The following is a 26,934-nucleotide window of genomic DNA, read 5'->3' as shown; positions in this document are numbered from 1 at the left end:
TCGCTGAGGCGGGCGCCGCTCAGTCAGCGGTGAGGATGACGATCGCCTCGGTCGGCGGGCGCGGACCGGTGCGGAGCACGTCGGGCTCGACGTAGATGACCCGGGCGATCGGCACCGCGGATCGCACCCGGTGCTCGACCGTGTCGATGCCCGCGGCGACATCTCCCAGGCGGCGGTCGCCGTCGACGGCGACCTTCACGCCGACCATCAGCTCGTCCGGACCGAGGTACAGGGTCTTGATGTGGATGATCGAGTCGACCTCCGGGCCGTCGAGCACCGCGTGCTTGATCCGCTCGACGTCGGCGGCGGTCGCGCCTTCCCCGACGAGGAGGCTCTTCGTCTCGATGCCCAGGACGACAGCGACGGCGATGAGCAGGGCGGCGATGAAGATCGTGCCGATCGCGTCGAAGACCCCGTTCCCGGTGATCGCGGTCAGCCCGACGCCGAAGAGTGCGAACACCAGGCCGAGCAGTGCCGCGGTGTCCTCGAGCATGACGACGGGCAGCTCCGGGGCCTTGGCTCGGCGGACGAACTGGACCCAGCTGAGCGTGCCCTTCTGCGGGCGGGCCTCCTGCAGCGCGGTGCGGAGCGAGAAGCCCTCGAGCCCGATCGCGATGACGAGCACGACGAGCGGCAGCCACCAGTTCTCGAGCGGGTGCGGGTGGGCGAGCTTCTCGATGCCCTCGTAGAGCGAGAAGACGCCGCCGACGGAGAACAGGATGATCGAGACGACGAAGGCGTAGACGTAGCGCTCGCGGCCGTAGCCGAACGGGTGCTCCTCGTCGGCAGCGCGGCGCGCCCGGCGACCACCGAGCAGCAGGAGGAGCTGGTTCGCGGAGTCGGCCAGGGAGTGCACACCCTCGGCCAGCATCGACGCGGACCCGCTGATCGCCGCCGCGACGAACTTCACGATCGCGATGCCGACGTTCGCACCGAGTGCGGCGAGGATCGCCTTCGTGCCTCCTGAAGCGCTCACAGCTGTCCCCTTCTCCCGATCTGGAAGACGATCCTAGGCGAGGCCGGTCGGTAGGGTCGGGAGCATGACGATCGACCTGCCCCGTACCGCCCTGCTCGGCGTCGGCTCCATGTCCGGCTCGGTCCTCGACGGCCTGCTCGCCGCCGGACTCGATCCGGCGACCGTGACCCTCACGACGAAGTCCGAGGCGTCGGCGGCCGCCCACCGGGAGCGCGGGCTCGACGCCACCGCGAGCGACACCGACCCCGACGCGAACCGCTCGGCCGTCCGTGGCGCGGCACTCGTCGTCGTCGGTGTGAAGCCGTACATGATCGCGGACCTGCTCGACGAGGTCGCCGCCGACCTGGAGCCCGGTGCGGTGCTGGTCAGCGTCGCGGTCGGCACCACCACCGCGAGCATGGAGGCGCGCGTGCCGGCCGGGGTCCGCGTCGTCCGAGCGCTGCCGAACACACCGATCGGCGTCGGCCACGGCGTCACCGGGATCAGCGCCGGCGCCTCGGCGGACGCCGAGGCCGTCGCGCTCGCGTCGTCGGTGTTCACGGCGTCAGGACGGGTGATCGAGGTGCCCGAGGAGCAGCTCGACGCCCTGTCGGCGGTGTCCGGCTCGGGCCCGGCCTACGTCTTCCTGCTCGTCGAGGAGTGGCAGCATGCCGCCGAGGCGCTGGGCTTCACCCCGGAGCAGGCGGCCACGATGGTGCAGGGCACGCTCCGGGGTGCCGTCGAGCTGCTCGACCGGTCGGATCGCGGACCCGCAGACCTGCGGCGCGCCGTCACGAGCCCGAAGGGCACCACCGAGCGGGCCGTCGCGGTGCTGCAGGACGCCGACCTCGCCGACACGTTCCGGCGCGCGTCGCGCGCGGCGATCGCTCGCGCGGAGGAGATCGCGGCGTCGTAGCCGCGTCCGGGACTACTCGTAGGCGGCGAAGCGCTCCAGGTCCGTCTCGGACCCCGAGACGATGATCACGTCGTTCTCGCCGATGATGCTCTCCGGGGTCGCCGGCACGAACGGGCTGCCCGGCGGCTTGATGCCGAGCACCGTCAGGCCGAACCGCGTGCGGATCACCGTGGTCGCGAGGTCCTTGCCGCGCACCGCCCGCGGCGGGAACATCTTCACCACCGCGAAGTCGTCGTCGAACTCGATGAAGTCGAGCATGCGCCCGGACACCAGGTGCGCCGTGCGCTCGCCGGCCTCGCGCTCCGGGTAGACGACGTGGTTCGCGCCGATGCGGGACAGGATCGTGCCGTGCGACCGGCTGATGGCCTTCGCCCAGATCTGCGGGATGCCGAGGTCGACCAGGTTCGCGGTGATCAGCACGCTCGACTCCAGGTCGCTGCCCGTGCCGACGACCGCGATCGCGAAGTCCTGCGCACCGATCTGGCGCAGGGCGTCGATGTCGGTCGCATCGGCCTGCACGGCGTGCGTGACCCGGTCCGACCACTTCTGCACCAGGCCCGGGTCGGTGTCGACGACCAGCACCTCGCGGTCCTGCCGCTCGAGCTGACCGGCGGTGGCGGCGCCGAACCGGCCGAGGCCGATGACGAGCACGGGTGCGTCGTGACTGATCGCACCCATCGGGTGCGGGGGACGGGTTCGGTCAGCCAACGATCGGCCTCTCCTCGGGGCGGCGGAACAGTTGCCGGCTCTGACTCGCGGCCAGGGCTGCGGCGATGGTCACTGTACCGACCCGGCCGAGGAACATGGTGGCGGCCAGGACGTACTTGCCGGACTCCGGCAGGTTCGCGGAGACACCCGAGGAAAGCCCACTGGTGGAGAACGCCGAGATCACCTCGAACAGGACACGGTCGAGCGAATCGTCCGTGATCTGCAGGAGCACCACGGTCGCGACGGCCACGATCGTCGCGCCCCAGAGCACGATGGCGACCGCGACCCGCAGCACGTCGCTCGGGATGCGGCGCCCGAACGCCTCCATGCTCTGCCGGCCCCGGGCCTCGGCGACCGCGGCGAGGAACAGCACCGCGAGCGTCGTGACCTTGATGCCGCCGGCGGTCGACGCCGAGCCGCCGCCGATGAACATGAGCATGTCGGTGACGAGCAGGCTCGAGCCGTTCAGCTGGTCGAAGTCGACGAGGGAGAAGCCACCGGACCGGGTCATCGTCGACAGGAAGAGGGCCTGGAACGCGGTCCGTCCCGCGCCTTCCTCGCCGAAGGTCGTCGGGTTCGACGCCTCGAGCGCGGTGTAGACGATCGCACCGCCGACGAGCAGGACGGCGCTCGTGGCCAGCGTGAGCTTGACGTGGATGGGCCAGCGGCGCGGCGAGCGGAGTTGCTTCGTCAGGGTGCGGATGACCGGGAAGCCGATCGACCCTGCGACGACACCGATCATCAGGAGCGTCAGGAACCAGTAGTCGTGGGCGAACGGGTCGAGACCGTCCGCGTTCGGTGAGAAGCCGGTGTTCGTGAACGCCATGGCGGCGTAGTAGAAGGAGTCACCGACCGCGGTCCAGAACGGGATGCCGGCGATCAGCACGGACGGCAGCAGCAGCAGGCCGAGGACGATCTCGATCGACAGGGTGCTCACCGCGACGGTGGCGAGCAGGGTGCCGACCTCGCCGAGGCGGACGGCCTGCCCCTCGGGGACCGCCCCGTGGTGGGTGCGGAGCGGGTTCGAGTCGCCGGCTGCCATGAGCTTCGCGCGGAGCCCGAGCTTGCGGGTCACGAAGAGCCCGAGGATCGACGCGAAGGTCAGGACGCCCACGGCACCGATCTGCGTCCCGATCACCACGAGGACCTTGCCGAACACCGACCAGTGCGTGGCCATGTCGACGGTCGCGAGGCCCGTGACGCAGACCACCGACGCCGCCGTGAACAGTGCGTCGGAGAAGTGCGTGCCGGTTCCGTCGGCCGCCGCCCACGGGGTCATGAACAGCGCTGTGAACACGAAGATGAGGGCGACGAACACCAGGATCGCCAGACGTGACGGCGACGAGCGCAGGACCGTCGCGATCCGTCCGCCGCGTCGTCGGGTGACGGTCACGTGCCGCGGGAGCGGCTCGGTACGGTCGAGCATCGTATGCCTCCGAGGACATGGGTCGGGACGGTTCGTCATGGTACATCCGTGGTGCCCCGGCTAGCCTTGCCCGCATGGCCGACATCTTCTCCGTCGTGGCGGACCCCACGAGGCGCGAGCTGCTCGGGACCCTCCTGGCCGCGTACGGATCGGACGTCACCGGCGGGGAACTCAGCGTCGGGCAACTGGTCGAACGACTGGGCGTCAGCCAGCCGACCGTGTCGAAGCACCTCCGGGTCCTGCGCGACATCGGGCTCGTCACCAGCCGCGAAGAAGGGCAGCACCGCTTCTACCGGCTCGACCCGGAACCGCTCGTGTCGCTGGAGGACTGGGTCCTGCCGTTCACCGGCGCGGTCGACGCCGACGGCATGCCCGCGACCACGGCCTGGACCCCCGACGGTCAGCCCGTGTCCGTCCGCCGGAACGGTGCGGCCGGCAAGACCACCGTCGAGGTCGGGACCGAGCTCGGGCGTGTCATGGCCGAGGCGTCCTACCGGGCCACCGCGGCGATCTCCGGTGCGCAGCAGGGCTGGGAGCGTGTCGTCGACCGCAGCCGCAAGCGCTTCACGCGCCGCGGCGACGAAGACTGAACCTGGACACTGGGTCGCACGCGCCTCTACAGTTACCAGTGACCACACAGGTCACACCAAACCCGTGCGCGGATCGCGTGCGAGCCACCGAAGGCGGATCATGACCGGCAGTTTCGACGACGTGCGCTTCCTCACCGTCGCTGAGGTCGCCGAGATGATGCGTGTCTCGAAGATGACCGTGTACCGCATGGTCCACGCCGGTGAGCTCCCCGCCATCCGTTTCGGCCGGTCCTTCCGTGTCCCCGAGTCAGCCGTCGCCGACGTGCTGCGCGGCGGCATCGCAGACGTCGGCTGAGCGCACACCCGTCCGTTCCGGGCGCGTTCGACATCGCGTCAGCCCTCCGGTAGACTCGGCCGGGTTGATTTTCCGCGGTCTCGACGGCCCGGTGTCCGATACATCAGCACAGTCCGAGCGAGGTCCACATGGGTTCTGTCATCAAGAAGCGTCGCAAGCGCATGGCGAAGAAGAAGCACCGCAAGCTGCTTCGCAAGACGCGCCACCAGCGTCGCAACAAGAAGTAGGCCCCGAGCCTGCAGCGTCAAGCCCCGGTTCGCCGGGGCTTTCGCATTCCCCAGGGGACGCGGACCGCGGGCTACGCTGGAGCCATGCCCGCAGTGACGTTCCTGACGAAGCCCGGATGCCACCTCTGCGACGACGCACGGCCCGTGGTCGAACGCGTCGTCGCCGAACACCCCGGCGTGACGCTGCAGGAACGCTCGATCCTCGACGACGACGCCCTCCGCCAGGAGTACGCGGAGGACATCCCCGTCGTGCTGGTCGACGGGCGCGTCCACAGCAACTGGCACGTCGACGCCGACCGGCTCGCACGTGCCCTCGAGAAGGCCGGTTCCCCCGCATGATCTCCCACGTCGTCGCCTGGACCCTGCGCGAAGACCTCGACCGCGCCGCGTCCATCGCCCGGATCCGTGAACTCCTGACCGGCCTGACCGGCACCATCGGGTCGATCCGTTCGCTCGAGGTCGTCGAGAACGTCGCCTACCCGGAGAAGAACAGCGACGTCGCCGTCGTCGCGTCGTTCGACGACCTCGCCGGACTCGACGAGTACCAGGTGCACCCGGACCACCAGGCTGCCGCAGCCGAGATCCGTGGACTGGTCACGGGGCGGGCTGCCATCGACTGGCAGCGCTGAGCCGGGCCTCCCGTCCGCCCCCGGCGCTGCGTGCGCCGCGGCGCTTCGTGAGCAGAAATGGTCGCCTCCCACATCGGGAGGCGACCATTCCTGTTCACCATGTGCGCTCGCGCGGGCGCCGCGCGACGTGCGCTCGCGCGGGCGCCGCGCGACGTGCGCTCGCGCGGGGCGACGCGTGACGTGACTACGGCGTCAGGCGCGTCGGTCCCCGGAAGAGGTACGTGACCTCGCGGATGGACGGCTCACCCAACATGAGCATGAGCACGCGCGCGAGGCCCATGCCGAACCCACCGTGCGGCGGCACGCCGTAGCGGAAGAAGTCGAGGTACCAGCCGAGCTCCTCGGGGTCGAGGCCCTTCTCGACGGCCTGTGCCTCGAGCACGTCGACGCGGTGCTCGCGCTGTGCGCCCGTGGAGATCTCCGCGCCGTTGAAGATGAGGTCGTAGCTGTTCGTGAGCGACGGGTCGCCGGGCTTCCGCATGTGGTAGTACGGCCGGATCGAGGCGTCGTACTCGGTGACGAAGACGAACTCCGACCCGTGGTGCTCCTTGGCCCAGGCGGCGACGCGGCGCTCGCCCTCGGGGTCCAGGTCGCCGTCGGCGCGGACGACGTCGTGTCCGCTGTCGGCCACGATCTTCCGGGCCTCGGCCAGGGTCACGCGGGGGAACGGGGTCGCGGGGACCTGCAGCTCGAAGCCGAAGACCTCCTCGATGTCCTTGCCGTACTTCTCCTTGACCGCGGTGATGCCGGCGACCAGGACCTCTTCGTGCATCGCCATGACGTCTTCGTGGGACTCGATCCACGAGAACTCGGCGTCGACGCTCGTGAACTCGGTCGCGTGGCGGCTCGTGAACGAGGGGTCCGCGCGGAACGCGTCGGCGATCTCGAACACGGCGCCGAAGCCGGCCGGCTGGGCCATCTGCTTGAAGTTCTGCGGCGACTGCGCCAGGTAGGCGGTCGTCTCGAAGTACTCGAGCTGGAAGAGCTCGGCGCGCGACTCGGACGCCGACGCCATCAGCTTCGGGGTGTGGATCTCGATGTAGTCGCGGTCCACCCAGTAGGTGCGGAACGCGTGCTCCAGGGTCGTCTGGATGCGGAAGATGAGGTTCTGCTTGCGGTTGCGCAGGTCGAGGAAGCGCCAGTCGAGCCGCTTGTCGAGCGACGAGTCGTCGGCGATCGGGGTCTCCGGGATCGCGGCGCTCACCACCTCGAGCGTGCCGACCTTGACCTCGAGGCCGCCGAGCTTGACGCGCTCGTCGTGCTTCAGGGTGCCGGTGGCGTGGATGAAGGTGCCGTGGGCGAGGGCCGAGATCTCGGTGGTGGTGGCGAGCGCGGCCTGGGCGGCGTCGTCACCGTCCTCGGCCTCGCGCGTGGCGGGGTTCACGAGCTGGACGGCGCCGGATTCGTCGCGGAGGACGACGAACTGCACCTTCTTCTGGTCTCGGACGGTCTCGACCCATCCGGCCACGGAGACGGGGCCGTCGGGGAGGGCAGCGAGGTCGGCGATGCGGGTGCGTTCGATCACGGTGGTCGAGTCTAACCGTCTGCGTCCGGCGGCGTCGGTCCGCAGGGTGTTCCCCTCCACAGGGCGGCCCGCTTCCGGCGTCGTCCACAGTTCTGACCGGGAGGCCCGTGGGGCGTCACGCGGGTCCGTAGCGTTCTCGACGTGGCCGGGTCGCGAGACGAGAGGGGGACCGGGTGGGGACGGGGACGGGGGAGCTCGCGACCTGGCCGCCTGCGGCGGTCGCGGTCGTGGCAGCAGCGCTGTGCACGGCGGCGTTCACGCTGCTCGCGGCGTTCGTCGGTGGGCTGTGGGCGGTCACCCGGTGGCGGCGGGACGTCGCGCGCGAGCAGCGGGACCGCTACTGGACGCGGCTGACGGTGGTCTTCGACCTGATCACTGCGAGCGAGGTCGGACGTCGCGAGATCGGACGCAATCTGGCGCAGGCGATGTACGACATGCAAAAAGTGCCCGCCGGAGAAGAACCCGCTGCAAGGGTGCTGGCGGAACTGTTCATCGAGAAGAGGAGACCGTGATGACGACTCGTCTGCGTCGTGCTTGGCGAGAACTGGTACGGAAGGAAGCGGCTCCTGCCGAGCGGCCGCACATCGGTCCTGCGCCCGGCGAGAGCATGTGGGACTGGGCGCAACGAGGAGCGATCGACTGGCAGCTGCACGTCGAAGAAGGAGAGCTGAAGCTCGAGCTCGAGCGGCAGCGCATGCGGGCTCGGGTGCTCGCCGAGGACGGCGGGGTGTCAGGGGAGTGAAGCGCGGAGTGACCCCAGGGTGCCGATGAACTCCTCGGCCATGCCGGCGCGCTCGACGAGCTTGGCGTGCCGGGCCCGGGCATCGTCGAGGTACTCGTCGAGGCGTGCAGCCAGCGCGGGCTCGTCGTCGGGGTCCTTCGCCGCCAGCGCATCGACGACCCGCAGCAGGTCCGCCATCTCGTCGAGCGTGAACCCGAGCGGCTTCATGCGGCGGATCACGAGCAGCCGGTCCAGGTCCTGCGCGGTGTAGACCCGGAACCCGCCCGTGGTGCGGCCGCTCGGCACGAGCAGCCCGACCTCGTCGTAGTGGCGGATCGTCCGCAGGGACATGCCGGCACGGTCCGCCAGCTCGCCGATGTGCATCGTGTCCGGGGTGTCGGTGGTGCTCACGGTGCACAACTCTACCCTCACGTGAGGGTAGAGTTCCGAGCGATGTCCGTGATCACACACGCGCCGGCGGCCCCGAGCGTCCTCACCGCCCTCCGCTCACCCCGCATGCTGACCCGCGAGGTCCTCGCCGGTGTCGTCACCGCGCTCGCGCTCATCCCCGAGGCGATCTCGTTCTCCGTCGTCGCCGGGGTCGACCCCGCGGTGGGCCTGTTCTCGAGCGTCATCATCGCCGTCGTCATCTCGATCGTCGGCGGCCGTCCGGCGATGGTGTCCGCCGCGGCCGGTTCGGTGGCCCTGGTCATCGCGCCGCTCGTCCGCGAACACGGCATCGAGTACCTCGTGCCCGCGATCGTCCTCGGTGGCGTGTTCCAGCTCGTGCTCGGGTTCCTCGGGGTCGCGCGCCTGATGCGCTTCATCCCGCGCAGCGTCAACGTGGCGTTCGTCAACGCGTTGGCCATCCTCATCTTCACCGCGCAGCTGCCCAACCTGCTCGGCGACGACGTCCCGTTCGTCGTCTGGCCGCTCACCGCCCTCGGCATCGCGATCATCGTCGGCTTCCCGTTCCTGACCAAGGCCGTCCCGGCGCCGCTCATCGCGGTCGTCGTGATCACCGGCATCACCATGCTCTTCAGCGTCGTCGTCCCCACGGTCGGCGACGAGGGCGAACTGCCCACCGCACTGCCCGGGTTCAACGGCATCGTCACCCCGTTCTCCTTCGAGACGCTGCAGATCATCGCGCCGTACGCGTTCGGCGTCGCGATCGTCGGCCTCATCGAGACCCTGTTGACCGCGCAGCTCGTCGACTCCATCACCGAGACCGGCTCGAGCAAGTGGCGGGAGTCCTGGGGGCAGGGCGTCGCCAACATCGCGTCGGCGTTCTTCGGCGGCACGGGTGGTTGCGCGATGATCGGCCAGACGGTCATCAACGTGAAGACCGCGGGCGCACGGACCCGGATCTCGACCTTCGTCGCCGGTGCTTCCGTACTCGTCCTGACGATCGTGCTGCACGACCTCGTGGCGGAGATCCCGATGGCCGCGCTGACCGCCGTGATGCTCATGGTGTGCGTGGCGACCTTCGACTGGCACAGCATCCGTCCGCGAACCCTGCGGCGGATGCCCCTCGGGGAGACCGCCGTCATGCTGATCACCGTCGTGGTGGTCGTCGTGACCGAGAACCTCGCGACCGGCGTGCTCGTCGGGGTCGTCGTCGCAGCACTGGTCTTCGCTCGCCGGGCGGCGCACGTCGTCACCGTCGTCCGTGAGCCGGTGGACGAGCACACCGTGCGGTACCGGGTGCGCGGCGCCCTGTTCTTCGCGTCGTCGAACGACCTCGTCACGCGGTTCTCCTACGCCGAGGACCCGGAGCACGTGGTCATCGACCTGTCCGACGCGCACGTCTTCGACGCCTCGACGGTCGCGGCGCTGGACGGCGTCGAGCAGCGGTTCGCCAAGCACGGGTCCACGGTCGAGGTCGTGGGCCTGAACACCGGGTCGGTGGCCATCCACGGGCGGTTGTCGGGCGAGCTCGGCTGAGTGCTTCCGCATCCGGTGAATCGGCTGTGGGGCCGGTGAGCACCGGTGGGCGACCTACACTGGAACCCATGCCCGCCACCCGACTCCACCTCGTCCGGCACGGTGAGGTGCACAACCCCGACCGCGTCCTGTACGGGCGGCTCCCGGGCTTCGGACTGAGCGACCTCGGCAAGCAGATGGCCCTCGCCTCGGCGACCACGTGGAAGGACGCCGGTGTCGACGTGCGCCGGATCGTCGCCTCGCCGCTGCAGCGCACGCAGGAGTCCGCGGCGCCGTGGTCGGCCGCGTACGGGCTCGACGTCACGCTGGACGAGCGCCTCATCGAGCCGACGAACCGTTACGAGGGGCAGCCTCCGGGCTTCACGAAGCGTTCGCTCGGCCGTCCGGCGGAGTGGCCCTGGATCGCGAACCCGTTCCGGCCGAGCTGGGGCGAGGCGTACGAGTCGATCGCGAACCGCATGCTCGCCGCGATGACCACGGCGTGGGAGAGCGTGGACGGCGGCGACGTCGTCCTGGTCAGCCACCAGCTGCCGATCTGGACGGTCCACCGGAAGCTCGCGGGGGAGTCGCTCTGGCACGACCCACGCAAGCGCCGCTGCGACCTGTCGAGCATCACGACCGTCGAACGGGTACCCGCCACGTCGACCGGTCGGTTCACCGAGGTCGGGTACACGGATCCCGCGCAGGAGCTGCGCGCGACCGCCATCGACGAAGGAGCAGTGTGAACGGCACGAGCAGTGTGAACGGCACGCGCAGTGTGAGCGTCATCAGCAAGCGGTTCGCGGTCCTCGCAGCGACGGCGGTCGCCGCGGCGCTCGTCCTGTCCGGGTGCTCGTCGGACAACGGTGGCCTCGCCAAGCAGTACGGCAACGGCACCACCCAGAACTACATCTCCGGCGACGGCGCGGTGACCGAGGTCACCGCCGACAAGCGGTCCGACGCGGTCGACTTCGAGGCGAAGGACTCCGACGGCGACACCGTCTCGTCGAAGGACCTCAAGGGCAAGGTCGTCGTCCTGAACTTCTGGTACGCGAGCTGCCCGCCGTGCCGCGCCGAGGCGAAGTACCTCAACGAGGTGCACGAGTCCTACGCCGGTGCCGACGACGTCGCGTTCATCGGCGTCAACGTCCGCGACGAGGCAGCGACCGCAGCCGCCTTCGAGCGCACCTTCGGCGTCGACTACCCGACCGTCCTCGACCAGAAGACCGGCACGATGCAGCTCGCCCTGTCCGGTCAGATCGCCCCGAACGCCGTGCCGGCCACGATCGTCCTCGACACCAAGGGCCGCGTGGCTGCCCGGGTGCTCGGTGCCGTCGACGGCACGAGCATCCTGAAGACCCTGATCAGCGACGAAGTCGACGCCGGCAAGGCCTCCTGACCCGTGGCCTCCAACCCCTTCGCCGAGGCGATCCTCAGCGGCCAGATGGCCGTCGCGCTGCCCGTCGCGGCGCTCGCGGGACTCGTCTCCTTCCTGTCGCCCTGCGTGCTCCCGCTCGTGCCCGGCTACCTCGGGTACGTCGGTGGGATCGCCGAGGGCGGGCAACGCCGAGGGCGGGTCGTGCTCGGCGTGCTCCTGTTCATCCTCGGCTTCACGGCGGTCTTCGTCGCGTACACGACGGTGTTCGGCGCGCTCGGGTTCTGGCTCGTGCGGTGGCGCGACCTCATCACGCAGATCCTGGGTGTCGTCGTCATCGCGATGGGGCTGGTGTTCGTCGGCCGGTTCACGTTCATGCAGCGCACCATCAAGCCGAGCTGGACCCCCGCGACCGGACTCGTCGGCGCACCGCTGCTCGGCATCGTGTTCGGCCTCGGCTGGACCCCGTGCCTCGGCCCGACCCTCGCCGCCATCAACCTGCTCAGCGTGCAGTCGGGCAGCGCCTGGCAGGGCATGTGGCTCGGCGTCGCGTACTGCCTGGGCCTCGGCATCCCGTTCGTCCTCGTGGCCCTCGGGGCCGGCTGGGCGACCGGTGCGATCCGCGCCGTGAAGCGCCACATGCGCACCGTCAACATCATCGGAGGAGCGATCCTGATCGTCATCGGTCTGCTCATGGTCACCGGAATCTGGTCGGCCGTCATGTCGAGCGTCGGGGCGGTGATCCAGAGCTTTGTCCCCGCGGTCTGATCCCGAAACCGAAGCGACGGGCGCCGACACCGCGTCGGACCCGCAGCGACCGTCCGACCACGTCGACGGCTCCGGCCCCGGCGACGCCGGCATCAACCAGCCGAAGCTCGGCTTCGTCGGCACCCTCCGGTTCTTCTGGCGGCAGCTCACGAGCATGCGCACCGCGCTGTTCCTGCTCATGCTGCTCGCCCTCGCGGCGATCCCGGGCTCGCTCGTGCCGCAGCGCACCGCCGACCCGAACGGCGTCGTCCAGTACAAGGCCGACCACGCGACGCTCTACCCGATCCTCGACAAGCTGCAGGTCTTCGACACCTACACCTCGGTGTGGTTCTCGGCGATCTACCTGCTGCTGTTCGTCTCCCTGATCGGCTGCATCGTGCCCCGCACGAAGCACCACTGGCAGGCGCTCCGGACCCGTCCACCCCGGACCCCGGTCCGCCTGACGCGACTGGCGGGCTTCCGCACCGTGGCGGTGCAGCCCGACGCGATGATCGACGGCACCACCGGGATCGACGCGGCCACGGGCCTCCCGTCCAGCGAGCACGCGGTGACGCGCGCGATGGCGATCCTGAAGCGCTCCGGGTACCGCGTCGAGCGTTTCGGCGACTCGGTGAGCGCGGAGCGCGGCTACCTGCGCGAGACCGGCAACCTGGTGTTCCACGCGGCGCTCGTCGGTGTCCTGTTGGCCGTCGGTGTCGGCGGCGGGTTCGGGTTCACCGGCCAGCGGCTGCTGGTCGAGGGGCAGACGTTCTCGAACGTCCTCGGCTCCTACGACTCGTTCAACCCGGGTCGCTGGTTCCAGCAGACCGACCTCAAGGGCTACAACCTGACGCTCGACAAGTTCGTCACGAAGTACGAGGAGCGCAACCTCGACGCCCTCGGCCAGGCGCTCGACTACTCGGCGACCGTGACGAGCAAGGAGAAGGGCGGCGAGTCGACGACCAGCCGTCTTGGTGTGAACGACCCGCTGCACGTGGGCGGCACCAACGTCTACCTGCTCGGCAACGGCTACGCGATGAACGTCACGGTGCGCGACGGCGAGGGCAACGTGGCGTTCCAGGACGTCGTGCCGTTCCTGCCCGAGGACGCCAACTACACGTCCACCGGCGTCATCAAGGTGCCGGACGCGCTGCCGGACCAGCTCGGCATGGTCGGGTTCTTCTACCCGACGGCGTCGAAGCTCGCCTCGGGTGCGTACACGAGCGCCTACCCGGACACGCAGAACCCGCTGCTGACGCTGCAGGTCTACACCGGCGACCTCGGCCTCGACAGCGGCGTGCCGCAGAGCGTCTACACGCTCGACACCAAGGGCCTCACGCAGATCGCCGGCCGTCAGTCCGACACGGCGAGCATCGCGCTCGAGCCCGGGCAGACCAAGAAGCTGCCGAACGGTGCCGGGTCGATCACCTTCGACGGCGTCAAGCGCTACGTGTCGCTCGACGTGCACCACGACCCGTCGCAGGCGTGGGTCGCCGCCTTCGCGCTGCTCTCCACACTCGGGCTGCTCACGTCGCTCTTCGTCCCGCGCCGACGCGCGTGGGTGAAGGTCGTCCCCCGCAAGGGTGCAGAGCACGGCGAGTACGACTTGGAGTACGCGGGCCTCGCCCGCGGTGAGGACCCCAACCTCGAACGGGCCGTCGCGGACATCGCACAGCGCCACACGTCGGACCTCGGAGTTAGGATGCCCCAGTGAACGACATGACCACGAACCTCGCGACCTACTCGGTCGTGCTGACGTACTCCGCGATGGCGGTCTACGTCATCGCGTTCATCTCGTTCGCGCTGGACATGGCGAAACGCTCCGGCGAGGTGACAGCAGCGGCGAAGAACGCTGGTGCGGACTCCGACGACGCTGCGGCGACCGCCTCGGTGGGCGCGGCCAGCTCGGCGAAGACCGTCGCCACCGTCCGGGGCGGCACCGTCGTGCTCGAACCGGTCGCGGCACCCCCGGCGAACGCCGGCGGCTCGGCCGCGCGCGGCACGAAGTTCGAGCGCGTCGGCATGGCCATGACGATCCTCGCGCTGGTGCTGCACGTCGCATCGGTGGTCCTGCGCGGCATCGCGGCCGACCGTGTGCCGTGGGGCAACATGTTCGAGTTCTCGCTCACCGGCACGGCGCTCATCACGCTCATCTTCCTGCTCGTGCAGTTCTGGCAGAACCTGAAGTTCCTCGGCGTCTTCATCACCGGGCTGACGATCATCCTGCTCGGCATCGCGACGGTGAACTACTGGGTGCCCGTCGTGCCGCTGCAGCCGGCGCTGCAGTCGTACTGGCTCGTCATCCACGTCTTCGTGGCGATCGCCGGCACCGGGTTCTTCGCGCTCGGTGCGGGGCTCGCGGTGGCGCAGCTCGTGCAGACGTACCGCCAGGGCCGGACCGCCTCGGGCAAGCTCCGCTTCATGGCGACCCTGCCGGACGCCGACCGCCTCGAGGTCCTGACCTATCGCGTCCTGCTCGTCGGCTTCGTCCTCTGGACCTTCACCCTGATCGCCGGTGCGGTCTGGGCGGAGCGTGCCTGGGGCCGGTACTGGGGTTGGGACACCAAGGAGGTCTGGACGTTCATCATCTGGGTCGTCTACGCCGGGTACATCCACGCCCGTGCGACCCGCGGCTGGCGCGGTGCGCGGTCGTCGTGGCTGGCGCTCATCGGCTTCGCCGCCGTGATGTTCAACTTCTCGGTCGTGAACGTCTTCTTCAAGGGCCTGCACAGCTACTCGGGCCTGTGAGCGACGCGCGTCACTGACGCGGCTCTGGTCACGACCAGGACCGGACGGGAGGCACGGTGCCAGCTGGCACCGTGCCTCCCGTCCGTCTTCCGGTCGCGTGCAGGGCCGGGAAGACGGGTCTACGCGGCGGCCAGTACGGCGTGCACCCGCGCCACCCGCGCGAGCCACCACGCCGTGCGCTCCGGCGACGCGGCGTTCCGGTCGAGCAGGTCCGCCGACACCGCGACCCGTCGCACCGGCACGCGCCCCCCGACCGGCAGCAGCGGGTCCGCGGTGACGTCGGACGCGAACATGGCGGCGGTCCCGAGCCCGGCGGCGTACCCCGGGGACATCGCAGCCGCGGCCAGGAACGCGCCCATGCCGAGGCCCACCGAGGTGTCGAGCGCGCTGGAGACCACGCACGGCAATCCCGCCTCGGCGATGACCGAACGTGCCGCGGTGACGCCCCCGAGGGGCTGTGCCTTGACGACGAGGACGTCGGCAGCCCCGGCCCGCGCGACGGCGAGCGGGTCCGCGGCCTTGCGAACGCTCTCGTCCGCGGCGATCCGCACCCCGAGGCCGTCGATCCGTGCCCGCAGCGCGGCGAGCTCCGGCACGGTCCGACAGGGCTGCTCGGCGTACTGCAGGTCGAAGGGGGCGAGGCGTTCGAGCGCCTCGGTGGCCTGGTCGACGCTCCACAGTCCGTTGGCGTCCACCCGGACGGCGGCCGCGGGGCCCATCACCCGTCGGACCTCGGCGACCCGGGCGACGTCGTCGTCGACGGTGGTGCCGGGTTCGGCGACCTTGACCTTGGCGGTGGTGCACCCGGGGTAGCGCGCGAGCAGTGCGGCGACCTGGTCCGGGGCGATCGCCGGCACCGTGGCGTTCACGGGCACCGAGTCGGCGGCGGCCTCGTGCTCGGTCCACCCGAAGTCGATCGCGCCCCGGAGCCACGCGGCGGCCTCGGCGTCGTCGTACTCGACGAAGGGTGAGAACTCGGTCCAGCCCGAGGGGCCGCGGAGGACGACCGCCTCGCGCGTGGTGATGCCGCGGAACCGCACCCGCATGGGCAGGGCGACCACGTGCGCGTCGGCGGTGAGTTCAGCGAGGTCGGGGAGCACGTCGGCCATCTTCCCACCGCACCCAGGGCACCTGCCGGTTCCTCGGAGGGGACCGCCAGGGCAGGGCATTAGCATGCATCGGTCGGCCCCGGTCGGCACTGGTCACGACCCGGATCGAACCGTCCGGAACGAGGGAGGCGCGGTGGCGCGGGAACCGCAGCAGCGTGCGCAGCGCCCCGCTCGCGACACCGACGAGTTCGCGCGGCTCATGCAGCAGAACACCGTCGACGTCCGCCAGACGGCGGGTCGGAAGCGCCGCAGCCCGATCGTCGGCAAGATCGCCCTCGGCCTGGCGGTGGTGTCCGCCGCGGTGGACGCCAGCGCCTTCGCGGTCTTCATGGGCGGTGACACCGAGTTCGCGTTCGGGATCTGCTTCGTCGTGGTGTTCCTGACCCTCATCGCGGCGGTGCTCGGCTTCGTCGCCGCCGTCGGTGGCCTCGGCCGGTGGTACGGGGCGATCGGTGTCGTGGTGGCCTTCTTCGCCAACCCGGTGATCCTCATCGTGATCATGGTGTTCGTCGCGCCCGAGGTCCTCACCGGCATGGGCGCCTGACCGGCGGCGGTACGTTGGGGGCATGGCTGCTCCCGTCTCCGACCTGTTCGACCCCGACGTCTGGACCGCGGCTCCGATCGCGGAGCAGTTCACGGACATCACGTACCACAAGCACGTCTCGAAGGGGATCGTCCGGGTCGCGTTCGACCGGCCCGAGGTGCGGAACGCCTTCCGTCCGCGCACCGTCGACGAGCTCTACCGCGCGCTCGACGACGCCCGCCAGGACCCCCGCGTCGGCGTCGTCCTGCTGACCGGCAACGGGCCGAGCCCGAAGGACGGCGGCTGGGCGTTCTGCTCCGGCGGCGACCAGCGCATCCGGGGGCGCAGCGGCTACCAGTACGTCGGCGACGAAGGAGCACCGCCCGAAGGAGTCGACCCCGCCGCCGCGCAGGCGTCGATGGGACGACTGCACATCCTCGAGGTGCAGCGCCTGATCCGCATGATGCCCAAGGTCGTCATCGCCGTGGTCCCCGGCTGGGCCGCCGGCGGCGGGCACTCGCTGCACGCGATCTGCGACCTGACCATCGCGAGCGCCGAGCACGGCAGGTTCAAGCAGACCGACGCCGACGTCGGGTCGTTCGACGGTGGGTACGGCAGCGCCTACTACGCCAAGCAGATCGGCCAGAAGTTCGCGCGCGAGGTCTTCTTCCTCGCGCAGGAGTACTCGGCGCAGCGTGCGTACGAGATGGGGGCCGTGAACGCGGTCGTCCCACACGAGGACCTGGAGCGCGAGGCGATCCGCTGGGGCGAGATCGTCCTGGGCAAGTCCCCGACGGCGATCCGGATGCTCAAGTACGCGTTCAACGCCGTCGACGACGGGATGGTCGGCCAGCAGGTCTTCGCGGGCGAGGCGACGCGGCTCGCCTACGGCACCGACGAGGCCGTCGAGGGCCGCGACTCGTTCCTCGAGAAGCGCGCCCCCGAGTGGACGTCGTTCCCGTGGCACTACTGAGCTCGGCGGTGCCGGCATGACCCGTCCGCTGGTCGCGCTGAGCACGTCGGATCCGCTGGCGGTGCTCCGCGGCCTGGAGGCGGCGCTCGCCGGCGGCCCCGCGCTGCTCCCCGTCGCCGAAGGGGCACCGGCGCTGCCGACCCCGCCACCTGCCGACGTCCGGCAGCGGGTCGCCCTGGTGGTCGAGACGAGCGGTTCCACCGGCACCGGCAAGCGCGTGGCCCTCTCGTCCGAGGCGCTCCTCGCCGGTGCCGCAGCGGCGGACGCAGCGCTCGGCGGACCGGGCAGCTGGGTGCTGGCGCTGCCCACGCACTACATCGCGGGCCTCAACGTCCTGACCCGCTCGATCGCCGCGGGGACGACGCCGGTCGTCGTGGCACCGGGGCACTTCGACGCCACGGCGTTCGCGGACGCCGCGGACCAGCTCGTCACCGGCCCAGCGGCCCCCCGTCGCTACACGTCGCTCGTCCCCGTGCAGCTCGCCCGCGTGCTCGACGACGACCGCGCGACGCCTGCGTTGGCAGGGTTCGACGCGGTCCTCGTCGGCGGGCAGGCAACCCCGGCGGCGCTCCGCGAGCGAGCGGTCGCCGCGGGCGTGCGCATCGTGACGACCTACGGCGCCAGCGAGACGAGCGGCGGCTGCGTGTACGACGGCGTGCCGTTCGGGACGGTCCGCACCGCGGTGGTGGACGACGAGCTCCAGTTGTCGGGACAGATGCTCGCCGAGGGGTACCTCGGCGACGACGACCGCACCGCCGCGACGTTCGTCGAGCGCGACGGCCTGCGCTGGTACCGCACGGGTGACGCCGCCACGGTGTCCGACGGCGTGGTCCGGGTGCTCGGACGCCTCGACGACGTGGTGATCTCCGGCGGCGAGAAGGTCCGGCTCGGCGCGGTGGAGCGGCTCGTGCGCGACCTGCCCGACCAGCACGGTGCAGTCGTCACCCGACGGGCCTCGGGGGAGTGGGGCGAGGTGCCGGTCGTGGTCACCGAGCGACCGCTCGACCTCGACACCGTCCGGTCTCACGTGGGCGACGCCCTCGGCCGAGCCGCGCGTCCGGCCGCGGTGGTGGTGGTCGACCGGCTGCCGATGCTCGCGTCCGGCAAGCCCGACCGGCGGGCGATCCAGGACCTGGCGTCCTCGTGGGCCCGCGCGACGGCACCGCGGTGCAGTGCGTCGCGGCGCGGATAGGATCGGTGGTCGTGGCACGAACGAAGAACACGACGCACAAGCAGGGCCGCTCGGGCAACCCGGCGAAGGCTGCGACCCCGGTCCGCTCGAAGCGCCGGGCGACCGCGCGGGACTGGATCGGCGGGGCACGACTCCGCACCCTGACGCTCGGCGTGGTCCCCGTGGTGCTCGGCACCACCGTGGGCTTCGTCGACAGCGGCACCACGGGCGACTTCGGTGCGTTCCTGGCGCAGGACGGGCACCTCGCCATCGCGCTGCTCGCCCTGGCGGTGGCACTGTTCCTGCAGATCGGCGTGAACTACAGCAACGACTACTCCGACGGAGTCCGCGGCACCGACGAGTACCGCGTCGGCCCGGCACGACTGACGGGGGCCGGCCTCGCGAAGCCCCGCACGGTGCTGACCGTCGCGCTGACGTTCTTCGGGCTGGCAGCCGTCGCCGGGATCGTCATCGTGGTGCTCACCCAGCTGTGGTGGCTGCTGCTCGTCGGCGCCGCCGCGATCGTCGCCGCCTGGTTCTACACCGGCGGCAAGAAGCCCTACGGGTACAACGCGCTCGGCGAGGTCTTCGTCTTCGTGTTCTTCGGACTCGTCGCCGTGCTCGGCACCCAGTACGTGCTCATCGGCCAGGCCACCACGAGCGGATGGGCCGCCGCGGTCGCCGCCGGGTTCTTCGCCTGCGCGGTGCTGATGGTGAACAACATCCGCGACATCGACGAGGACCGTCTCGCCGGCAAGCGCACCCTGGCCGTCGTCGTCGGACGACCGGTGGCACGGGTGCTGTACGGCCTGTTCCTGCTGCTGCCGTACGTCGTGCTGCTCTGGTTCGTCCTGCTCTACTTCCGCACGGGCTTCACGTACTTCTCGCTGCTGCTGGCACTGCCGGCGCTCGCGATCGGGGTGTCGTCCCGCAAGCCCCGTGAACTCATCACGGCACTGCAGCTGTCGTCGTTCGCATCGCTGGTCTTCGGCGTGGTGCTCGGCATCACGCTCGCCGTCCAGCCGTAGGACTCCGCCGGACTACTCGGCGTCGGTGTCCCGGCGCGCGGCGTGCCGGTCGGCGTCCGACACCGGGCGCACGGTCGGGGCGTCCGCGGCGTCGGTGTCCGCCGCATCGACGAAGTCGTCCTCGAAGTCGGTGTCCGCATCGCGCTCCGGGCCACCGCGGCGGTTGGCCAGGCTCAGGGCGACCTGCGTCCGGAGCCCAGCGAGCGCGATGTAGGACACCAGCAGCCCGACGAGGGCGGCGATGATCGTCGCCCAGTACCAGGGCATCGGGGTCAGGAGCAGGAGGAGCACGAGCGCCGCCGCGAAGATGCCGAGCCGGGCCAGGGTGTACAGGAGCCACGCTTTCACCCTGCGAGTCTACGGACGGCCGACCGGCAGGGTCGTCACAGGCTCGCGACCTAGACTCCTGGGCATGGTCCGCTTGTGGTTGATCGTCGTCGTCGCCGCTGTCGCCTTCACGGTGTACGCGGCCATCGACTGCGCGACGATGCCCCGCGAACGTGTCCGATCCCTCAGGCGCGGTGTCTGGATCCTCCTCGTGATCGTCCTCCCCGTCCTCGGTGGGGTGCTCTGGTTCCTGCTCGGCCGCTCGCCGGCGTCCCCGGGCACGACCGCCCGGTACCGTGGACCCGAAGACGACCCGGACTTCCTCGGCACCACGCCCGTTCCGGGGGACACCCTCACGGACAAGGACCAGGACGACGCGACCCTCCGAGACCTCGAAGACCAGTTCCACGACCGAGACGACGACGGCCGCACCGATCGCTGACGGTCCCGCCGGATCGGGCAGTCCGGCTACGGACGCTGCCCTGACGCTGCTGCAGGAACTCGTCCGCGCCGGCGTCACCGACGTCGTCGTCAGCCCGGGGTCGCGGTCCCAGGCCCTGGCGCTCGCGGCCGTCGCCCTCGAGCGTGCCGGCGGCCTGACCGTCCACGTCCGGCTCGACGAGCGCACCGCCGGGTTCTTCGCCCTCGGGCTCGCGGTGGAGTCCGGTCGACCAGCCGCGGTCGTGACGACCTCGGGCACCGCCGTCGCCAACCTGCACCCCGCCGTCCTCGAAGCGCACCACTCCGGTGTCCCGATGATCGTGTTGAGCGCCGACCGGCCGGACGAGCTCCGTGGCATCGGCAGCAACCAGACCACCGTCCAGCCGGGGATGTTCGGCGACGCGGTCGCCTTCGTCCGCGACGTCGAGGCACCGTCCGCGCACGGAGCCGACGCCTCGGTGCGTGCAGCGCTCCGTGACCTGGCCCGTCAGGCCGTCGCCGCGGCCGCCGGACACACCGGGCAGCCGGGGCCTGCGCAGCTCAACGTCGCGTTCCGTGAACCCCTGTCCGCCGGCCTCGACGCCGAGCACGTGCAGGGCGTCCCCGACGACGAGGTCGACACCGCCTTCGCCACCCGTCGTGCGCACGGCGGACTCCCGGTGGCCGAGCTGTCGCCGGACGACGAGCCGGGCACGGTCGTCATCGCCGGGCACGATGCCGGCGAGGACGCCGAGCGCATTGCGTGGGAGCTCGGGGCACCCCTCCTCGCCGAGGTCTCCAGCGGCGCACGGTTCGGCCGGAACCTCGTCGTCACCTACCGCGAACTCCTGCGCGACCAGGACTTCGGCGGAGCGGTCCGTCGTGCCGTCGTGCTCGGCCACCCCACCCTGAGCCGCGAGGTCCCGGCGCTCCTGCAGCGGCAGGGGGTCGAGACGATCGTGGTCCGCGGACACGCGGCCGACCCCTTCGACCCGGCCCGCGCCTCTCCCCACCGGCACGGCCCGGACGCCGCTGGCGCGTCGCCCGGGAACCGGCGGCGTGAGCCCAGCGAATCGTTGACCACCTTCGTGTCCGACGTCCGCGTGACGGGCCGGACCCGGCCGGAGCACCGTGCGTGGGTCGGGCGCTGGGTCGGTGCGAGCCGTCAGCTGTTGGGCGACGGTGACGCCGGACCCGACCTCGGTGCCAAGCGGTCCCCGGACCGTGCCGAGCGCAACAAGTTCCTGCGCGACGAGGTCGCCCTCCGTCGACGACCCGTCGACCGCGCGATGCTCGCCGACGCCGTGTGGGGCGTGACGTGGCCGCACGACCGGCTCGTGTTCGGCGCCTCGCAGATCATCCGCGTCGCCGACGGGCGCGTGCTCGGCAAGAAGATCCGGGTGCACGCGAACCGTGGGCTCGCCGGCATCGACGGCACCGTGTCGACGGCCCTCGGGATCGCCGCGGCCCTCGAACAGTCGTCAGCGTCGGTCGGCACCACGCGCGTGCTGCTCGGCGACCTGACCCTGCTGCACGACCTCGGGGCGTTCGTCACCGGCACCGAGGAGCGCACGCACCGGGTCCAGGTCGTCGTCGGCAACGACCACGGCGGCGCGATCTTCCGCGGGCTCGAGGTGGCACGCACCACTCCACCAGAGGACATGCGTCGGATGATGTCGACCCCGCAGCACGTCGACGTCGAACGGGTCGTGACCGGCCTCGGCTGGGAGTACCGCCGCGCGGAGACGTGGGGCGACCTCGAGCGGGTGCTCACCGACCCGGCCGAGCGGGTCGTCATCGAGGTGCCGCTGGCCGACTGACGCGGCGCTGGCCGGCGCAGCGCGACCGCGTGGCCGCTGCGCCGCTCAGGCCAGCGCGTCGGTGACCGGTCGGAACTTCAGGGCGGTCTCGGCGACCTCGCGCGCCGGTTCCGACCCCGCGACGACGCCCGCACCCGCCCAGGCCCGGACGGTGCCGTCGTCGTCGATCCGGGCGCTGCGGAGCGCCAGCATCCACTCGCCGTCGCCGGTGGCGCTCATCCAGCCCACCGGGCCGGCGTAGCGGCCGCGGTCGACGCCCTCGAGCTCGGCGACGAGCCGGACGGCCACGTCGGTGGGGGTGCCCGCGACGGCGGCCGTCGGGTGCAGGGCGTCGGCGACGTCGAGCGAGGTGGTGTCCGGCGGCAGGGTCGCCTGCACGTCGGTCGCCAGGTGCCACAGGTTCGGTAGCTGCAGCCGGAACGGCTCGGGGTCGGCGCGCAACTCGGTCACGAGCGGGCGGAGCGAGGCGAGCAGGCTGTCGATCGCGAACGCGTGCTCCTCGACGTCCTTCGCGCTGGCGGCGAGGGCCTCGGCAGCGGCACGGTCCGACACCTCGTCGGCACCGCGTGCGGCGCTGCCGGCAAGCACCCGCGCCGTCAACCGGGTGCCGTCGGTGCGGGCGAGCGTCTCGGGGGTCGCACCGACCAGGCCGTCGACGGCGAACGTGACGCACTGCGGGTAGGCGGCGGCGAGGTCGAGCAGCAGGGCGCGGTGGTCGGCGTCCGCTGGCATCTTGCCGACGAGGTCGCGGGCGAGGACGACCTTCTGCGCGCTCCCGACGGCGATGCGCCGCACGGCCTCGGCGACGTTCGCGGCGTAGGCGGCCTCGTCGATCCGGCCGGGGTGCAGCGCGACGGAGACGTGTGGTCCGACGTGGGGGACCGGCACCGAGGTCCGCGTGAACGTGAGCGGCTCGGCGCCGACGGTCGTGTCGATCGCCGTGAGCCAGGCCTTGCCGCGCCGACGGCCGATGACCACGCGCGGGACGATCAGGACGCTCTCGTCGGCGGAGTCGTCGGCGAAGGCGAAGGAGCCGAACGCGACCAGGCCGGAGCCGCGCAGCTGCACCGGGTCGTCGACGACGGCCGACTCCACGACGGTGCGCCACACCGCGGCGGCGTCGCGCATCCGGTCGGGGCCGGTGAACGTGAACCGCAGCGCCTCCCCGATGCCGATGATGCCGTCACCGTTCCGGACGAAGGCCAGGGGACGGTCGCGCAGGGTGTGGCGGAGGACGGTGCCCGGGTCGTCGAGGATCCGGGTGGAGACCGTCAGCGGGGGCGCCGCCGTGGTGGTTCGGGTCACGGCTCCGATGCTACGCGCGGTCGGTCGGACGCCCGGCCGTCCGCCAGTCACGCGAGCCGTTGCTGCGAGTCCGGTGAACGTACGGTCGGGACCTCTAGGATTGGTCGGGTGAGCAGAGCGGACCTGAACAAGCGGCCGGACGAGGTGGCGGCGATGTTCGACGACGTCGCGGCCAAGTACGACCTCACGAACGACATCCTGTCGGCGGGCAACGCACCGCTGTGGCGTGTCGCCACGGTGCGCGCGGTCGACCCCCAGCCCGGCGAGAAGGTCCTCGACATCGCCGCGGGCACCGGGACGAGTGCCGCGGCCTTCGCGAAGAAGGGGGCAGAGGTCAGCGCGCTCGACCTCTCCGCTGGCATGATCGCGGTCGGTCGTGAGCGGCACCCCGAGATCACCTTCGTCGAGGGCGATGCCGAGCACCTGCCCTTCGACGACGACACGTTCGACGCCGTCACGATCTCGTTCGGGCTGCGCAACGTGAACGACCCGAAGCAGGCGCTCGCCGAGATGCTGCGGGTCCTCAAGCCCGGTGGCCGCGTGGTCATCTGCGAGTTCTCGACGCCGCCGCGTGCACTGCTGCGCCTCGGCTACGGCACCTACCTGAAGCGCGTGCTCCCCGGCATCGCGAAGCTCTCGAGCAGCAACCCCGCCGCCTACCGCTACCTCGCCGAGTCGATCGACGCGTGGCCGGACCAGCAGGTCCTCACCCAGTGGCTGCGCGGCGTCGGGTTCTCCGTGGTCGCCTACCGCAACCTCACGGCCGGTATCGTCGCACTGCACCGTGGCCGCAAGCCCGTCGCCGACACGGTGCGCGAGTCCGCGGCCCGTCGTGCGAAGGCGCGCCGCGACCACCAGACCACCGGCGAGCAGCCGCGCGTCGACCCGGCCGACGACTGACCGGTCACCATCCCCCGAAGACGGAGCAGCACTTGAATCCGAGCGTCCCGGTCGCACGTCGCGCGCCGAGCCTCCGCGCCTCGCTGGGCATCGGCGAGCGGTTGTTCGCCACGCCCGCCGACCGCCGCTTCATCGCCGCCGTCGACGACGGTCTCGAGCTCGTCGAGCAGGGGCTCGAGGACGCCATGCGTTCCACGGACACCCTCGCCGACACCACGAGCCGCTACCTGCTGTCCGCGGGCGGCAAGCGGATCCGTCCGACGCTGACGCTGCTCATCGCGCAGCTCGGCGACGGGGTGACCGACGCCGTGGTCAAGGCGGCCGTGAGCATCGAGACGACCCACCTGGCGTCGCTCTACCACGACGACGTCATGGACGAAGCGCCCGTCCGCCGCGGGGTCCCAGCAGCGCAGATCACGTACGGCAACAACGTCGCGATCCTGACCGGCGACCTGCTCTTCGCCCGCGCCAGCCTCATCACCGCCGACCTCGGCACCGAGGGCATCCGGATGCAGGCCGAGACCTTCCAGCGCCTCTGCATGGGGCAGCTGCACGAGACCACCGGCCCGCAGCCCGACGACGACCCGGTCGAGCACTACATCCAGGTGCTCAGCGACAAGACCGGTTCGCTCATCGCGACCGCCGCCCGCGCCGGTGTCATGTTCTCCGGCGCCGACCGTGCCTACCTCGACGCCGTCGGGACCTTCGGCGAGAAGGTGGGCGTCGCCTTCCAGCTCGTCGACGACGTCATCGACCTGGCACCCGCGACGGACAAGACCGGCAAGATCGCCGGCAACGACCTCCGTGCCGGCGTCGACACGCTGCCGATGCTGCACCTGCGGCGGCACGCGGCGACCGACCCGGCGGCGCAGGACCTCGTCCAACGAATCGAGCGCGACGTGAACGGCGCCCCGGACGACGCGGTCGGCTCCGTGCCGTACCAGTCGGCCGTCGCCGCACTGCGCGACCACGAGGCGACCGCGTCGACGCGCACGGTCGCGGTCCGCTGGGCCCGCGACGCCGTGGACGCCCTCGCCCCGCTGCCCGACGGCACCGTGAAGCGGGCACTCACCCGCTTCGCCGACTCCGTCGTCGACCGCAGCCGCTGAACACCACCCGCGACCGGGCGGCCCCACGGTCGCCGCGCGGGACGCACCACCGGGAGCACCCCACCCGAACGAACTGGAGACGATCAGTGCCCACCCTCCGAATCGCCATCGTCGGCGCCGGACCCGCCGGCATCTACGCCGCGGACATCCTGCTGCGCGAGGCCCACGGACACGACGTGTCGATCGACCTGTTCGAGCAGCTCCCCGCGCCGTACGGACTCGTCCGGTACGGCGTCGCCCCCGACCACCCGCGGATCAAGGGCATCGTCAACGCCCTGCGCGACGTGCTCGACCGCGGTGTCGTCCGGCTGTTCGGCAACGTCCGCTTCGGCGAGGACATCACCCTCGAGGACCTGAAGAAGCACTACAACGCGGTCGTCTTCTCGACGGGCGCGATCAAGGACGCCGACCTCGACGTCCCCGGCGTCGACCTCCGGGGCTCCTACGGTGCCGCCGACTTCGTCAGCTGGTTCGACGGCCACCCCGACGTCCCGCGCACCTGGCCGTTGACCGCGGAGAGCGTCGCGGTGATCGGGGTCGGCAACGTCGCGCTCGACGTCTCCCGCATCCTCGCGAAGCACGCCGACGACCTGCTGCCGACCGAGATCCCGGCGAACGTGTACGAGGGCCTCAAGGCGTCGCCCGTCACGGACGTCCACGTCTTCGGCCGCCGTGGTCCCGCCCAGGTCAAGTTCACGCCGCTCGAACTCCGCGAGCTCGGCGAGGTCCGTGACGTCGACATGGTCGTCTACGACGAGGACTTCGACCACGACGAGGCGTCGAAGACCGCGATCGCGACGAACAAGCAGGTCATGGTCATCAACCGGGTGCTCGAGCAGTGGCGCACCCGCGAGACCGGCCAGGCGAGCCGGCGGCTGCACCTGCACTTCTACGCGAAGCCGACCGAGTTCGTCGGCGACGAACAGGGCAACCTCACCGCGATCCGGTACGAGCGCACCCGGCCGAACGGCGAGGGCGGTGTCGAGGGCACGGGCGAGATCCGTGAGATCCCGATCCAGGCGGCCTACCGTGCCGTCGGCTACTTCGGTTCCCCGCTGCCGGGGCTGCCGTTCGACGAGCGCCACGGCGTCATCCCGAACCACGAGGGCCAGGTCCTCGACGACGACAACCAGCAGATCCCGGGCGTCTACGCCACCGGCTGGATCAAGCGCGGCCCGGTCGGTCTCATCGGCCACACGAAGTCCGATGCCATGGAGACCGTGCAGCACATCGTCAACGACCAGGCGAGCTGGTGGACGCCGGAGGACCCCTCCGAGGGTGCGATCCCGGCGCTGCTCCGCGAGCGCGGTGTCGAGTACACCGACCTCGAGGGCTGGCACCACCTGGACACCCACGAGCTCGCGCTCGGCGCTGCCGAGGGCCGTGAGCGCATCAAGGTCGTGCCCCGCGACGAGATGATCGACGTGTCCCTCGGTCGCGTCGACGTGCCCACGAACTGACACC

Annotated in this window: 31 protein-coding genes; 23 read left to right on the top strand and 8 right to left on the bottom strand. The window is 71.1% G+C overall.

Annotated features, from left to right (window positions below; genetic code table 11):
* Positions 1 to 19 precede the first annotated feature (19 nt).
* Positions 20 to 976, bottom strand: a complete 957-nt coding sequence (locus EDF40_RS05565) for a cation diffusion facilitator family transporter (protein ID WP_123338833.1) — start codon at positions 974 to 976, stop codon at positions 20 to 22.
* A 64-nt stretch (positions 977 to 1,040) separates the two neighbouring features.
* Here EDF40_RS05565 and proC point away from each other — a divergent pair, with 64 nt between their 5' ends.
* Entirely contained in the window at positions 1,041 to 1,871 is an 831-nt protein-coding gene (proC, locus tag EDF40_RS05560; protein WP_123338834.1) for a pyrroline-5-carboxylate reductase, read from the top strand.
* A gap of 12 nt (positions 1,872 to 1,883) precedes the next feature.
* On the opposite strand, the gene EDF40_RS05555 is transcribed toward proC, so the two are convergent.
* Together EDF40_RS05555 and EDF40_RS05550 are read right to left on the bottom strand one after the other, a co-directional pair.
* A complete protein-coding gene (locus EDF40_RS05555; protein ID WP_111084290.1) occupies positions 1,884 to 2,549 on the bottom strand; it encodes a TrkA family potassium uptake protein in 666 nt (221 codons plus the stop codon).
* Between the two features lie 22 nt (positions 2,550 to 2,571).
* The gene (locus EDF40_RS05550) at positions 2,572 to 4,005 is read right to left on the bottom strand and encodes a TrkH family potassium uptake protein (RefSeq protein WP_123338835.1); all 1,434 of its coding nucleotides are present in this window, start codon (positions 4,003 to 4,005) and stop codon (positions 2,572 to 2,574) included.
* Positions 4,006 to 4,079: 74 nt separating this feature from the next.
* Between EDF40_RS05550 and EDF40_RS05545 the strand changes: the two genes are divergently transcribed.
* The 5 genes from EDF40_RS05545 to EDF40_RS05525 all read left to right on the top strand — a co-directional run bounded on the left by EDF40_RS05545 (position 4,080) and on the right by EDF40_RS05525 (position 5,746).
* Positions 4,080 to 4,595: a helix-turn-helix transcriptional regulator gene (locus EDF40_RS05545; protein ID WP_123292085.1), complete on the top strand. Its 516-nt coding sequence runs from the start codon at positions 4,080 to 4,082 to the stop codon at positions 4,593 to 4,595.
* Positions 4,596 to 4,695: 100 nt separating this feature from the next.
* Positions 4,696 to 4,890, top strand: coding sequence for a helix-turn-helix domain-containing protein (locus tag EDF40_RS05540; RefSeq protein WP_022902482.1), 195 nt, complete (start codon positions 4,696 to 4,698; stop codon positions 4,888 to 4,890).
* Positions 4,891 to 5,018: 128 nt separating this feature from the next.
* On the top strand, positions 5,019 to 5,117 hold the full coding sequence (locus tag EDF40_RS05535; RefSeq protein WP_003792170.1) for a 30S ribosomal protein bS22: 99 nt from the start codon (positions 5,019 to 5,021) through the stop codon (positions 5,115 to 5,117).
* An 84-nt stretch (positions 5,118 to 5,201) separates the two neighbouring features.
* Positions 5,202 to 5,456, top strand: a complete 255-nt coding sequence (locus tag EDF40_RS05530) for a glutaredoxin family protein (RefSeq protein ID WP_123338836.1) — start codon at positions 5,202 to 5,204, stop codon at positions 5,454 to 5,456.
* A complete protein-coding gene (locus EDF40_RS05525; RefSeq protein WP_123338837.1) occupies positions 5,453 to 5,746 on the top strand; it encodes a Dabb family protein in 294 nt (97 codons plus the stop codon). Before EDF40_RS05530 ends, EDF40_RS05525 begins: the two co-directional genes overlap by 4 nt.
* A 184-nt stretch (positions 5,747 to 5,930) precedes the next feature.
* Here EDF40_RS05525 and aspS read toward each other — a convergent pair whose 3' ends face one another.
* Positions 5,931 to 7,271, bottom strand: coding sequence for an aspartate--tRNA(Asn) ligase (gene aspS, locus EDF40_RS05520; RefSeq protein WP_123292088.1), 1,341 nt, complete (start codon positions 7,269 to 7,271; stop codon positions 5,931 to 5,933).
* Positions 7,272 to 7,498: 227 nt separating this feature from the next.
* Here aspS and EDF40_RS05515 point away from each other — a divergent pair, with 227 nt between their 5' ends.
* Together EDF40_RS05515 and EDF40_RS18815 are read left to right on the top strand one after the other, a co-directional pair.
* Complete coding sequence (locus tag EDF40_RS05515; protein ID WP_148053790.1) at positions 7,499 to 7,783, top strand: hypothetical protein; 285 nt, start codon at positions 7,499 to 7,501, stop codon at positions 7,781 to 7,783.
* Positions 7,783 to 8,013 carry a hypothetical protein gene (locus EDF40_RS18815; protein ID WP_148053791.1) on the top strand — a complete coding sequence of 77 codons (231 nt, stop codon included), beginning with the start codon at positions 7,783 to 7,785 and terminating at the stop codon, positions 8,011 to 8,013. The genes EDF40_RS05515 and EDF40_RS18815 overlap by 1 nt, the downstream gene beginning before the upstream one ends.
* On the opposite strand, the gene EDF40_RS05510 is transcribed toward EDF40_RS18815, so the two are convergent.
* Positions 8,002 to 8,376: a MerR family transcriptional regulator gene (locus EDF40_RS05510; RefSeq protein WP_111084475.1), complete on the bottom strand. Its 375-nt coding sequence runs from the start codon at positions 8,374 to 8,376 to the stop codon at positions 8,002 to 8,004. The genes EDF40_RS18815 and EDF40_RS05510 overlap by 12 nt on opposite strands.
* Before the next feature lie 69 nt (positions 8,377 to 8,445).
* On the opposite strand from EDF40_RS05510, the gene EDF40_RS05505 reads away from it, so the two are divergent.
* The 6 genes from EDF40_RS05505 to ccsB all read left to right on the top strand — a co-directional run bounded on the left by EDF40_RS05505 (position 8,446) and on the right by ccsB (position 14,785).
* Positions 8,446 to 9,936, top strand: a complete 1,491-nt coding sequence (locus EDF40_RS05505) for a SulP family inorganic anion transporter (protein WP_123338839.1) — start codon at positions 8,446 to 8,448, stop codon at positions 9,934 to 9,936.
* A 68-nt stretch (positions 9,937 to 10,004) separates the two neighbouring features.
* Entirely contained in the window at positions 10,005 to 10,661 is a 657-nt protein-coding gene (locus EDF40_RS05500) for a histidine phosphatase family protein (RefSeq protein ID WP_123338840.1), read from the top strand.
* A complete protein-coding gene (locus tag EDF40_RS05495; RefSeq protein WP_260212542.1) occupies positions 10,658 to 11,314 on the top strand; it encodes a TlpA disulfide reductase family protein in 657 nt (218 codons plus the stop codon). The genes EDF40_RS05500 and EDF40_RS05495 overlap by 4 nt, the downstream gene beginning before the upstream one ends.
* Positions 11,315 to 11,359: 45 nt before the next feature.
* A complete protein-coding gene (locus EDF40_RS05490; protein ID WP_123292336.1) occupies positions 11,360 to 12,058 on the top strand; it encodes a cytochrome c biogenesis CcdA family protein in 699 nt (232 codons plus the stop codon).
* Positions 12,042 to 13,751, top strand: coding sequence for a cytochrome c biogenesis protein ResB (locus EDF40_RS05485; protein ID WP_260212544.1), 1,710 nt, complete (start codon positions 12,042 to 12,044; stop codon positions 13,749 to 13,751). The genes EDF40_RS05490 and EDF40_RS05485 overlap by 17 nt, the downstream gene beginning before the upstream one ends.
* A gap of 5 nt (positions 13,752 to 13,756) precedes the next feature.
* On the top strand, positions 13,757 to 14,785 hold the full coding sequence (ccsB, locus tag EDF40_RS05480) for a c-type cytochrome biogenesis protein CcsB (RefSeq protein ID WP_123339054.1): 1,029 nt from the start codon (positions 13,757 to 13,759) through the stop codon (positions 14,783 to 14,785).
* A 119-nt stretch (positions 14,786 to 14,904) separates the two neighbouring features.
* On the opposite strand, the gene EDF40_RS05475 is transcribed toward ccsB, so the two are convergent.
* A complete protein-coding gene (locus EDF40_RS05475) occupies positions 14,905 to 15,894 on the bottom strand; it encodes an o-succinylbenzoate synthase (protein ID WP_123338841.1) in 990 nt (329 codons plus the stop codon).
* Positions 15,895 to 16,027: 133 nt separating this feature from the next.
* Between EDF40_RS05475 and EDF40_RS05470 the strand changes: the two genes are divergently transcribed.
* The 4 genes from EDF40_RS05470 to EDF40_RS05455 are packed head-to-tail and all read left to right on the top strand — an operon-like array spanning position 16,028 to position 19,589.
* The gene (locus EDF40_RS05470) at positions 16,028 to 16,438 is read left to right on the top strand and encodes a hypothetical protein (protein ID WP_123338842.1); all 411 of its coding nucleotides are present in this window, start codon (positions 16,028 to 16,030) and stop codon (positions 16,436 to 16,438) included.
* 22 nt (positions 16,439 to 16,460) lie between these two features.
* Complete coding sequence (locus tag EDF40_RS05465) at positions 16,461 to 17,390, top strand: 1,4-dihydroxy-2-naphthoyl-CoA synthase (RefSeq protein WP_111084280.1); 930 nt, start codon at positions 16,461 to 16,463, stop codon at positions 17,388 to 17,390.
* Between the two features lie 16 nt (positions 17,391 to 17,406).
* Positions 17,407 to 18,582: an AMP-binding protein gene (locus EDF40_RS05460; RefSeq protein ID WP_123338843.1), complete on the top strand. Its 1,176-nt coding sequence runs from the start codon at positions 17,407 to 17,409 to the stop codon at positions 18,580 to 18,582.
* A gap of 5 nt (positions 18,583 to 18,587) precedes the next feature.
* Positions 18,588 to 19,589 (top strand): 1,4-dihydroxy-2-naphthoate polyprenyltransferase, encoded by a 1,002-nt coding sequence (locus tag EDF40_RS05455; protein ID WP_123339055.1) that lies wholly within the window; start codon positions 18,588 to 18,590, stop codon positions 19,587 to 19,589.
* A 12-nt stretch (positions 19,590 to 19,601) separates the two neighbouring features.
* Here the strand turns inward: EDF40_RS05455 and EDF40_RS05450 are convergent, their stop codons facing one another.
* Positions 19,602 to 19,937 carry a DUF4229 domain-containing protein gene (locus EDF40_RS05450; protein WP_123338844.1) on the bottom strand — a complete coding sequence of 112 codons (336 nt, stop codon included), beginning with the start codon at positions 19,935 to 19,937 and terminating at the stop codon, positions 19,602 to 19,604.
* Between the two features lie 64 nt (positions 19,938 to 20,001).
* Between EDF40_RS05450 and EDF40_RS05445 the strand changes: the two genes are divergently transcribed.
* Complete coding sequence (locus tag EDF40_RS05445; protein ID WP_131921755.1) at positions 20,002 to 20,358, top strand: PLD nuclease N-terminal domain-containing protein; 357 nt, start codon at positions 20,002 to 20,004, stop codon at positions 20,356 to 20,358.
* Entirely contained in the window at positions 20,351 to 22,156 is a 1,806-nt protein-coding gene (menD, locus tag EDF40_RS05440; RefSeq protein ID WP_123339056.1) for a 2-succinyl-5-enolpyruvyl-6-hydroxy-3-cyclohexene-1-carboxylic-acid synthase, read from the top strand. The genes EDF40_RS05445 and menD overlap by 8 nt, the downstream gene beginning before the upstream one ends.
* A 45-nt stretch (positions 22,157 to 22,201) precedes the next feature.
* Here menD and EDF40_RS05435 read toward each other — a convergent pair whose 3' ends face one another.
* A complete protein-coding gene (locus EDF40_RS05435; RefSeq protein ID WP_123338845.1) occupies positions 22,202 to 23,461 on the bottom strand; it encodes an isochorismate synthase MenF in 1,260 nt (419 codons plus the stop codon).
* 108 nt (positions 23,462 to 23,569) lie between these two features.
* On the opposite strand from EDF40_RS05435, the gene EDF40_RS05430 reads away from it, so the two are divergent.
* From EDF40_RS05430 to EDF40_RS05420, 3 genes are all read left to right on the top strand, one after another.
* Entirely contained in the window at positions 23,570 to 24,361 is a 792-nt protein-coding gene (locus EDF40_RS05430) for a demethylmenaquinone methyltransferase (protein WP_111084274.1), read from the top strand.
* A 32-nt stretch (positions 24,362 to 24,393) separates the two neighbouring features.
* Positions 24,394 to 25,470 carry a polyprenyl synthetase family protein gene (locus EDF40_RS05425; RefSeq protein WP_123338846.1) on the top strand — a complete coding sequence of 359 codons (1,077 nt, stop codon included), beginning with the start codon at positions 24,394 to 24,396 and terminating at the stop codon, positions 25,468 to 25,470.
* A gap of 86 nt (positions 25,471 to 25,556) precedes the next feature.
* Positions 25,557 to 26,930, top strand: coding sequence for an FAD-dependent oxidoreductase (locus EDF40_RS05420; protein WP_123338847.1), 1,374 nt, complete (start codon positions 25,557 to 25,559; stop codon positions 26,928 to 26,930).
* The last annotated feature ends 4 nt before the right edge of the window (positions 26,931 to 26,934 follow it).

It is taken from the genome of Curtobacterium sp. PhB170 (assembly GCF_003752345.1).
GTDB lineage: Bacteria > Actinomycetota > Actinomycetes > Actinomycetales > Microbacteriaceae > Curtobacterium.
The sequence above is the reverse complement of the archived record's forward strand: the minus strand, read 5'-3'. Positions and strand labels throughout refer to the sequence as shown.

What these genes read in the sequence shown, in the direction of transcription:
- EDF40_RS05490 (WP_123292336.1), top strand. Translation starts at nt 11,360, where the DNA reads ATGGCCGTCGCGCTGCCCGTCGCGGCGCTCGCGGGACTCGTCTCCTTC.
- EDF40_RS05540 (WP_022902482.1), top strand. Translation starts at nt 4,696, where the DNA reads ATGACCGGCAGTTTCGACGACGTGCGCTTCCTCACCGTCGCTGAGGTC.
- EDF40_RS05530 (WP_123338836.1), top strand. Translation starts at nt 5,202, where the DNA reads ATGCCCGCAGTGACGTTCCTGACGAAGCCCGGATGCCACCTCTGCGAC.
- proC (WP_123338834.1), top strand. Translation starts at nt 1,041, where the DNA reads ATGACGATCGACCTGCCCCGTACCGCCCTGCTCGGCGTCGGCTCCATG.
- EDF40_RS05500 (WP_123338840.1), top strand. Translation starts at nt 10,005, where the DNA reads ATGCCCGCCACCCGACTCCACCTCGTCCGGCACGGTGAGGTGCACAAC.
- EDF40_RS05460 (WP_123338843.1), top strand. Translation starts at nt 17,407, where the DNA reads ATGACCCGTCCGCTGGTCGCGCTGAGCACGTCGGATCCGCTGGCGGTG.
- EDF40_RS18815 (WP_148053791.1), top strand. Translation starts at nt 7,783, where the DNA reads ATGACGACTCGTCTGCGTCGTGCTTGGCGAGAACTGGTACGGAAGGAA.
- EDF40_RS05550 (WP_123338835.1), bottom strand. Translation starts at nt 4,005, where the DNA reads ATGCTCGACCGTACCGAGCCGCTCCCGCGGCACGTGACCGTCACCCGA.
- ccsB (WP_123339054.1), top strand. Translation starts at nt 13,757, where the DNA reads ATGACCACGAACCTCGCGACCTACTCGGTCGTGCTGACGTACTCCGCG.
- EDF40_RS05475 (WP_123338841.1), bottom strand. Translation starts at nt 15,894, where the DNA reads ATGGCCGACGTGCTCCCCGACCTCGCTGAACTCACCGCCGACGCGCAC.
- EDF40_RS05445 (WP_131921755.1), top strand. Translation starts at nt 20,002, where the DNA reads ATGGTCCGCTTGTGGTTGATCGTCGTCGTCGCCGCTGTCGCCTTCACG.
- EDF40_RS05555 (WP_111084290.1), bottom strand. Translation starts at nt 2,549, where the DNA reads ATGGGTGCGATCAGTCACGACGCACCCGTGCTCGTCATCGGCCTCGGC.
- EDF40_RS05535 (WP_003792170.1), top strand. Translation starts at nt 5,019, where the DNA reads ATGGGTTCTGTCATCAAGAAGCGTCGCAAGCGCATGGCGAAGAAGAAG.
- EDF40_RS05525 (WP_123338837.1), top strand. Translation starts at nt 5,453, where the DNA reads ATGATCTCCCACGTCGTCGCCTGGACCCTGCGCGAAGACCTCGACCGC.
- EDF40_RS05505 (WP_123338839.1), top strand. Translation starts at nt 8,446, where the DNA reads ATGTCCGTGATCACACACGCGCCGGCGGCCCCGAGCGTCCTCACCGCC.
- EDF40_RS05510 (WP_111084475.1), bottom strand. Translation starts at nt 8,376, where the DNA reads ATGCACATCGGCGAGCTGGCGGACCGTGCCGGCATGTCCCTGCGGACG.
- EDF40_RS05545 (WP_123292085.1), top strand. Translation starts at nt 4,080, where the DNA reads ATGGCCGACATCTTCTCCGTCGTGGCGGACCCCACGAGGCGCGAGCTG.
- EDF40_RS05465 (WP_111084280.1), top strand. Translation starts at nt 16,461, where the DNA reads ATGGCTGCTCCCGTCTCCGACCTGTTCGACCCCGACGTCTGGACCGCG.